Source organism: Asanoa siamensis, from assembly GCF_016862555.1.
In the GTDB taxonomy this organism is placed as follows: Bacteria; Actinomycetota; Actinomycetes; order Mycobacteriales; family Micromonosporaceae; genus Asanoa; species Asanoa siamensis.
Genome location: NZ_BONE01000070.1, coordinates 34847 through 41222 on the forward strand (window position 1 = coordinate 34847; position 6376 = coordinate 41222).

Below are 6376 nucleotides of genomic sequence, written 5' to 3' on the forward strand. Positions count from 1 at the left end.
CCGGGTCGACCTCGCGACCGGGGAGGAGTGCCGTGCCGCTCTCTGAGCACGAGCAGCGGCTGTTCGAGCAGATCGAGCGGTCGCTTGCCGAGGATCCCAAGTTCGCCTCGGCCGTGCGTGCCAGCGACCCGCGTTTCCACGCGCGGCGTCGTCTGCTGTTGGCCGCCGTCGTGATCATCGCTGGCCTGGCCCTGGTTGTCTTCGGCACGGTGAACAAGACACCGCTACTGGGCGTGGCGGGCTTCGTCATCATGCTCGGCGCCGCGGCGTTCGCCATGCAGTCGCACCGCAAGGGCCAACAGCCCGACCTGCACGTCGTGGGCGGCACCGCCAGCCGCCGCACGCGCGTGCGACGCTCGGGCTTCCTGGACCGTCTCGAAGAGCGCTGGCGCCAGCGCCCCGAAGGACACCGCTGACAAACCGCTGGGGCGGCGCCCGGGCCGCCACAACGGAAATAGCTCTGGTGGCGTCGGACCATGCGTCCGACGCCTTTTTGCGCCCTGATCCGGCCCCGACCCGGGGAGCGGTCCGCGGTGCCCGAGCGTCCACGGGGCTCTCGTCCGGCGTCGAGCGCGCTCGGGTCGCCATGCGCCGGTGGTCTGCGGTGCGGATCTGCTCGCGCGCCACATGAAGGTCCGCGCCTCGTCGCCGGCGTCGAGGGCGCGTCGGCTCGGCATGCGCCGATGCCTGTGGCGCGGATCCGTCTCCGCTGCACGAGTGTCCACGGTTCCCGGCCGGCGTCGAGCGCGCTTCGGGTCGGCGTGCGCCGGTGGCCTGCGGCGCGGATCTGTTTCCCCGCCGCATGAAAGTCCGCGCCTCGTTGCCGGCGTCAAGGGCGCGTCGGGTCGGCATACGCCGATGCCTGTGGCGCGGAACTGTCCCCCCGCTGCACGAGCGTCCACGCCTCTCGGCCGGCGTCAGGGGCGCTTCGCGTCGGCTGCGCCGATGGCCTGCGGCCACCCTTGACTCCGGTCGAGAGCCGAGCATCCGGCACCGATCGGGGGGACGGGGGAGGACCGGAGACAGATCGAAGAGCAAAGGCGGCGGTGCTTCTTCGCCAGGCCGGCGGGACTGTTCTGTCCGGCACGGGTGCGCGCTGGTCGTCTGGCCAGGCGGGATTGCCGGGATGCGGGTGGTCGGCGGCGGGGGCGGTGAGTAGGCGTTGCCGGGATGGCGGATTGCCGGGATGCGGGTGGTCGGCGGCGGGGGCGGTGAGTAGGCGTTGCCGGGACGGCGGATTGCCGGGATGCGGGTCGTCGGCGGCTGGGGGGCGGTAAGTAGGCGTTGCCGGGATGTGGTTCGCCAGGATGTGGGTTGTCGACGGGTGGGGGGCGCCTGCCCCCAGCTGGCAGCGGCGGTTCGGCATCCTGCGCAGGCCGCCGGAGGTCAGCGCGTTGAACCGCTCGGCTAGCCGTTGACCTCAAATCGAGGAGTCGGCCGACGCCGTCGCGGTCGATTACGACGCGGCGGGCGTGGACCGCGCCGACTTTCCACGCCGGCTATCGGCCCCATGGCTTCCCAGATCGACGGGTCTGGAAGCAAAGGCAGCCTCACGCGCGACCAAGCCGAGCGGCGGGCGCTGCGGCCGCCGGCGGCGCCTAGGTCGGAGTCGGCCTGCGGACCCTCGCCGGATCAGTAGAGCCGCGGGCGTCACCACCGATTTGGCGTTGCCGGGTTGGTGCCGTGTCTTGTTGAGTGGGCAGGCCCGCAGCAAGCCGTTCCGATGGAGGGTCCGCCGCATGCGTCTTCGTCCGGCCCTGGCCAGCGACATCCAAGCCGTCGCCGCTCTGCATGCCGATAGCTGGCGGCGGTTTTATCGCGGCGCCTACACCGACGACTACCTCGACGGTGACCTCCTCGCCGACCGCCTGGCCGTCTGGGCCGCCCGCCTTAACCACCCCGACCCCAGAGCCGTCACGATCGTGGTCGACCCCGAGTCGGAAAGCCGACACCAGATCCTCGGGTTCGTGCATCTGGTCAGAGACCACGACCCCACCTGGGGAGCGTTGGTCGACAACCTGCACGTCCGCCGCGCGGAGCAGGGCGGTGGGCTCGGGTCCGCGCTGCTCACCCGGGCCGCCGCCCAAGCGGGCGGGTCCGCGCTCTATCTCTGGGTTCAAGAACAGAACACCAGGGCCAGAGCCTTCTACGCCGCGCGCGGCGGGCGGGTCGTCGGGCGCGCTCAGATCTCCGATCCCGGCGGCGTTCCCGGCCGGACCGTCGGCCGACCAATGAAGCTGCGCGTGGCCTGGGCGGACGCCGCCGCCGTCGGGAAGGCGAAGGCCGCGCCGTCCCAGGGGGAGCGGCGCGGCCTGCAGGACAGGGTCAGCGGGCCCGGTTCGTCAGCAACCGCCGCGGGCTGAGGCGGCCCAGGCGTTCCCGGCCCCGGGACAGCCAGGTCACCGCACCTGTGGACACGTCGACCACCGCCCCGCGCCAGCGGGACAGGACCGATGGTGGGAACAGCGCCGCCACCAGGCGGGTGCGGCGGGTCGCGCGGCTCGCCAGGCCCCGGCGGACCGTGCGGACCGCGTGGCCCAGGCCCGGGCCGGCCAGTGGGCTGCGGGCGTACCGTGCCCGCTCCTCGGCCTGCCCGAGCAGCCGCACGCCGTCGACCGCGCCCGACGCGTCGCCGCGCAGCTCCGCCACCGCGAGGCGTTCCGCGGTCGCCCGTGGTGTCTCGGTGCGGTCGATCGGTACCCGGAAGTCGACCATCGTGTCGATCAGCTCGTCCCACGCCGCGTGGGCGTGGTGCCGACCCCGGCGGGCCTCCTCGGTCGTGGGCAGCACCGTCGGTGCCGCCGGGTCGAAGCCCGTTGACGCGCGGCGGCGGCGGCGCAGCGACGAGCGGCGCAACGCCGGCAGACCCAGCAGGAGCAGGCCCAGCAGGATCCCGCCCGCCGTGTAGAACGGCCAGCGCGGCAGCGTCGGCGGCGGGGCCGCCGGGAGTGCCTCGTTGCCGCCCGGGTCGGTGCGGTCCCGCGGGTCCTCCAGGTCGTCCGGGTTGCCGCCGGGGGCGGCCGACGGGGTCGCCGACGGCGTGATCCGCGGCGCGTCGGGATCCGGCGCGTAGTCCGGCCGCACCGCGCCCGGCACCCCGGTGCGCGGCGTCGCGTCGAACGGCACCCAGCCGTACTCGGGACCGAAGTAGACCTCGGTCCACGCGTGCAGGTTGAGGTTGGTCAGCACCATCGCGCCGCCCTCGCGGGACGTGCCGTTGGTGAAGCCGAACGCCACCCGTGCCGGGATGCCGGCCGCCCGGACCATCCAGGCCATCGTCGCCGCGTACTGCTGGCAGTAGCCCTTGCGGTTGGTCAGGAAGTTGACGATGTCCTCGCTGGAGGTGCCGCCCTCGGTCTGCAGCTCGTACCGGAAGTTGTTGGTCGCCGAGAAGAACCGGTAGATCGCCATGACCTTGTCGTACGTCGTGTCCTCGCCCGTGGTCAGCTGGTTGACCTGGGTCTGGACCTGGCGCACCGGCGGCACCTGGGTGAACCGCTTGACCTCGAGGCCGTTGGGGTCGGGGTCGGGGGCCTGGCGCAGCGCGTCCTCGGTGTAGTTGCCGCGGACGAAGTCGAACCGGTAGTCCTTGTCCCGCGCGGTCGCCCGGTTGGAGAAGATGACCTGCTGGTTCGTGTCGAACAGCCACTGGTTGTCGAGGCCGTCGGTGCCGATCGGGATGCCGTACAGCGGCGCGAACTGCATCTGGTAGTCGGGCGACATCTCGACCTCGGCGGAATATTGCTCGTAGGTGACGCCGGCCCGCGGCGCCTCCCGCGGGTCCTCGAGCTGGCGCAGGCTGCGCCCCTGTGGCGACCGGCTGCGGAAGCCCTCCGAGGTGACGTCGTCGGCGACCGCGAACCGCAGGTAGAACGGGTCGGGGTCGGTGGTCGTCACGCGCGCGAAGGTGACCAGGTTGTTCTGCCGGAGCTGGCCCTGCAGCGCCGCGAACAGGTTGATCCGGCCCGGCCGGCCGGAGCCGTCGCCGAGCCCGACGCCGTCGCCCGCGCCGCCGTTGAAGCGGTTGAGCAGGCCCGAGGTCATCCCCGGGACGGCGACGGGCAGCGCGACCGCCACCAGCACACCGACGATCGCGAGCCGGCGACCGGCCGCGGCGAGCGGCGACGGCTCCCAGACGTCGACGTCGCGCCCGTCGCCGGTGAACCGCCGGCCGAACCGGCGCACCGTGTCGACCTTGTCGGCGACCAGCAGCCAGAGGAAGCCCATCGCGCCGACCACGAACGGCAGGAACGAGACGCTCTCCGAGTAGACCGCGACCGGGACCGAGTAGATCGCGAGCATCGGCAGACCCGCCAGCGCGGGCCGGCGCATGCCGACCACGGCCAGGTCGACCATCACCGCGACCGCGCCGATGCCGAGCACGGTGACGAACAGCAGCGGGTCGCTGTCGGGTACGCGTACCGCGAAGGTCCGCATGTCGGTCCCCGACTGGGTGAGCAGCTCGCCGAAGTGCTCGAGCGTGCCCGTCCACGGCACGATGCCGAACAGCTCCCGGCCGCTGGGGAACAGCCAGGTCAGCGCGAGCAGCAGGGTGACCAGCATCGCGATGGTCTGGACCCAGACCGGCGCCCGCGCGGTGCGGGCCAGGGTCGCCGCACCCGCGATCAGGGCGACCGCGATGGTGCACTGGATCAGCCAGGTCCACTGCTCGAAGATGGTGCTCAGGGGCGCAGCGGCCATGATGGTGGCGAGCGCCGCCACCAGGCCCATGTGCCGCCGGCTTCTCATCGCGTCACTCCCAACGTGCCGGCGACCGTCTCGGCCATGGTCGCGCGGTAGGCGAAGCCCTGCGAGCCGCGGGCGGCCTGCGGCCAGAGCGCCGGCAGCTTGTCGCCGTGTGCCGCCCCGACCACCCGCCAGCCGCTGCTGAGCAGGCCCAGCGCGGCGGCCTCGCGGGCGGTGTCGGCCTCGGCCCGGCCCTCGGGGGCCAGGTTGAGCCAGGTCGACGTGTCGATCAGCACCGCGATGCAGGTGGCGTTGTTGCCCCGCAGCGCGGCGAGCAACTCGGTCTCACCGGGCTCGAGGCCGCCCAGGACGGCGATGACCAGGCCGCCGTCGGAGCGCCGCCGGACCCGCTCGACGAGCAGGCCGACGTCACTGCGCGAGGTCAGCTTGACCTCGGCCAGGTGGTCGAGGAGGGTGCCCTCGCCGCCCGCCTCGGACGCGTCGACGTCGACGCCGGAGTCGGTGACCAGGCGCAGCTTGTAGCCGGCGGCCCGCAGGTGCACGGCGATCGAGGCGGCGGCGGAGACCGCCCACTCGAAGCTGGAGGTGGGACCCTCGCCGCGGTGGCCGACCTGCCGGGTGTCGAGGACGACCGTGGCGCGGCTCTCCCACGGCTGCTCCTCGCGGCGGACCATCAGCTCGCCGACCCGCGCCGTGGACTTCCAGTGCACCCGCCGCAGGTCGTCGCCCCGGCGGTATTCGCGCGTCGCCGCGTCGTCCTCGCCGTGCACGGCCACCGACCGGGCCCGGCTGTCGCCGGTGCCGGCGAACTCGCCGACCAGGCGCACCGACGGCAGCGGCACGACCTGCGGGATCACGGTGAGCCGGTCGACGGACGGGAACGAGCGGGACAGCTCGCACAGGCCGAACGGGTCGGTCAGCCGGACGACCAGCGGGCCGACCTCGTAGCGGCCGCGCACGTCGGCGCGGACCGTGTAGGCGACCGAGCTGGCCTGGTGCGCGCCGAGGCGTTCCAGCACGACCCGGGGCCGGCTGCCCAGGGCGTACGGCAGCCGGTCCTCGAGCAACAGCGTGCCGGTGGGCAGCCGGGAGAGGTTCTGCAGCCGCAGGATCACCCGGGAGCTCGCGCCGACCTGCACGCGGTGGGGCTCCAGCGACCGGCTGCAGGCCAGCTTGTAGCGGCTGCGCCCGACGTACGCGGCGGCGAGCAGCGGCAGGATCGCCAGCAGCACCGCGACCCGGAGCAGATCCTTCTCACCGAGGATCAGCGCCGACAGGGCGGCCGCGCCGCCCGCCGCGAGGAACGAGCGGCCGCGCGTGGTCAGCCCGCGCAGCGCTTCGCGCACGTCACATCCTCCGGTAGTCGCCGCGTCCGTCAGACGACTGGGGGCGGGTGTCGTAGGGGTTGCGGCCGCGGTCGTGCGGCAACGGCAGCCGGTGCACGATGTCGGCGACGATCGCGTCGGTCGTGCGCCGGGCGAGCTGCGCGTCGGCGGTCGGGATGATCCGGTGCGCGAGCACCGGGACGGCCAGCGCCTGCAGGTCGTCGGGCACGACGTATTCGCGGTCCTCGAGGGCGGCCACCGCGCGGGCGGTGCGCAGGAGCTGCAGGGCGGCCCGGGGGGAGGCGCCCAGGCGCAGGTCGGGGGCCTCGCGGGTCGCGGTGACC

5 protein-coding genes are annotated in these 6376 nt (G+C 73.6%); 2 read left to right on the top strand and 3 right to left on the bottom strand.

What is annotated here, in order from left to right:
• The first annotated feature begins 32 nt into the window (after window positions 1–32).
• Window positions 33–416 (top strand): SCO2097 family morphological protein, encoded by a 384-nt coding sequence (locus Asi02nite_RS31670; protein WP_203717675.1) that lies wholly within the window; start codon window positions 33–35, stop codon window positions 414–416.
• A 1323-nt stretch (window positions 417–1739) separates the two neighbouring features.
• Window positions 1740–2363 carry a GNAT family N-acetyltransferase gene (locus Asi02nite_RS31675; RefSeq protein ID WP_203717676.1) on the top strand — a complete coding sequence of 208 codons (624 nt, stop codon included), beginning with the start codon at window positions 1740–1742 and terminating at the stop codon, window positions 2361–2363.
• On the opposite strand, the gene Asi02nite_RS31680 is transcribed toward Asi02nite_RS31675, so the two are convergent.
• From Asi02nite_RS31680 to Asi02nite_RS31690, 3 genes are all read right to left on the bottom strand, one after another.
• On the bottom strand, window positions 2326–4749 hold the full coding sequence (locus Asi02nite_RS31680; protein ID WP_203717677.1) for a transglutaminase TgpA family protein: 2424 nt from the start codon (window positions 4747–4749) through the stop codon (window positions 2326–2328). The two genes, Asi02nite_RS31675 and Asi02nite_RS31680, sit on opposite strands and share 38 nt — an antisense overlap.
• Window positions 4746–6053, bottom strand: coding sequence for a DUF58 domain-containing protein (locus Asi02nite_RS31685; RefSeq protein WP_203717678.1), 1308 nt, complete (start codon window positions 6051–6053; stop codon window positions 4746–4748). The genes Asi02nite_RS31680 and Asi02nite_RS31685 overlap by 4 nt, the downstream gene beginning before the upstream one ends.
• 1 nt (window position 6054) lies before the next feature.
• Window positions 6055–6376: AAA family ATPase (locus tag Asi02nite_RS31690; RefSeq protein ID WP_373312361.1), on the bottom strand; the 322-nt coding region annotated here is incomplete at its 5' end.